The following is a 2,032-nucleotide window of genomic DNA, read 5'->3' as shown; positions in this document are numbered from 1 at the left end:
CAACGGCGCCGGCCACGAGGCGCTCCTTCAGACGCGCAACCAGTTGCTGGCCAAGGCCAGCAACTGGTTGCGCGTCTGAAGGAGCGCCTCGTGGCCGGCGCCGTTGACGTCCTGCAGGTAGAAGTCGAAGCCGCTGGTGTTGCCGAAACCCTGGATGGCGGGGGGAGCAAGCGCAAAGACCTGCGCATCCCTGATCCTGGAGAAGGCGCCCATGGCGCGGCCGGCGACCGCTTGCGCGGCCATTGCCGGCGTTGTGCGCTTGTCGAAATCCTTCAGCCGAACGAAGGCGATGCCGACATTTTGTCCGGCGCCGCCGAAACCGAAGCCGGAAGCGGTGAACACCCCGTCGACCGCGTCCTTCTCTTCCTTGAGATAGTGGTCGGTCACTTGGGCAAGCACGCGCTCGGTCCGGTCCTGCGTCGCGCCGACCGGCAATTGCACGCTGGTTATCAGGATGCCCTGGTCTTCCTCCGGCAGGAACGAGCTCGGCAGCCGGGCAAACATCCAGCCCATGGCGATGACGATGGCCAGGAAGACGACGAGGAAGCGCCAGGAACGGTTGATGATGCCGTGCGAGCCGTCGCGGTAGGCGATGGTGCCGCGATCGAACATGCGGTTGAACCAGCCGAACGGACCCCTTTGCCTCGCATGGTCCTTGGCCGGGCGCAGGATGGTGGCGCAGAGCGCCGGCGTCAGCACCAGTGCCACCAGCACCGAGAGCACCATCGCCGAGACGATGGTGACGGAGAACTGCCGGTAGATGATGCCCGTGGAGCCGCCGAAGAAGGCCATCGGCACGAACACGGCCGACAGCACGGTGGCGATGCCGATCAGCGCGCCGGTGATCTCGTTCATCGATTTGCGCGTCGCCTCCTTCGGCGGCAGGCCTTCCTCCTGCATCACGCGCTCGACATTCTCGACCACGACGATGGCGTCGTCGACAAGCAGGCCGATGGCCAGAACCATGGCGAACATGGTGAGCGTGTTGATCGAATAGCCGAAGAAGGAGAGCACGCCGAATGTGCCGAGCAGCACTACCGGTACGGCGATCGTCGGGATGATGGTGGCGCGCAGGTTCTGCAGGAACAGAAACATCACCAGGAACACGAGCACGATCGCTTCGGCGAGCGTCTTCACCACTTCCTCGATCGACAGGCGCACGAAGGGCGAGGTGTCGTACGGGTAGACGACTTCGACGCCTTGCGGGAAGGTCGAGCTCAGGCGATTGATCGTCGTGCGCACCGCTTCCGCCGTGCTGATCGCGTTGGCGCCGGTCGCCAGGCTGACGGCGACGCCGGCGGCCGGCTTGCCGTTGTAATGGGCTTGGGTGGTGTAGCTTTCGGCGCCGATCTCGACCTTGGCGACATCGTTCAGCCGCACCAGCGAGCCGTCGGTGTTGCTCTTCAGGATGATGTTGCGGAACTGCTCGGCGGTCTGCAGCCGGCTCTTCGCCGTTACCGTGGCGTTGAGCTGTTGGCCCTTGCGCGCCGGGAGGCCGCCGAGCTGGCCGGCCGAGACCTGCGTGTTCTGCGCCTCGATGGCCGTGGCGACATCGCTCGGCATCAGCGCGTATTGCGCTAGTTTGTCCGGGTCGAGCCAGATGCGCATGGCATAGCCGGAGCCGAAAAGCTGCGTCGAGCCGACGCCTTCGACACGCTTCAGCGTGTCGTTGACGGTTGAGTCGACATAGTCCGCGAGGTCGGTCGAGTTCATCTTGCCGTCGCTGGAGACGAAGCCGATGACCATCAGGAAGCCGGTCGAGGATTTGGAGACGGTGATGCCGTTGCTCTGCACGACCTGCGGCAGCTGCGACTGCACGAGCTGCAGCTTGTTCTGCGTCTGCACCTGGGCGGTGTCCGCGTTGGCGCCGCTGGTGAAGGTCAGCGTGATCGAGGCCTGTCCGGTCGAGGTCGACGTCGCCGTCATATAGTCGAGATTGTCGATGCCGGTCATGCCCTGTTCGATGACCTTGGTCACCGAGTTCTCGACGGTCTGGGCATCGGCGCCGGGATAGCTGGCGCTGATGTTGACC

1 pseudogene is annotated in these 2,032 nt (G+C 64.6%); it reads right to left on the bottom strand.

From position 1 onward, the window contains the following. Positions 1-48: 48 nt before the first annotated feature. A pseudogene (locus tag EOA38_RS34885) lies at positions 49-2,032 on the bottom strand (efflux RND transporter permease subunit); the annotation flags it as partial.

The organism is Mesorhizobium sp. M1E.F.Ca.ET.041.01.1.1 (genome assembly GCF_003997355.1).
Lineage (GTDB): Bacteria > Pseudomonadota > Alphaproteobacteria > Rhizobiales > Rhizobiaceae > Mesorhizobium.
This window is presented reverse-complemented; position numbering and strand designations above follow the sequence as displayed.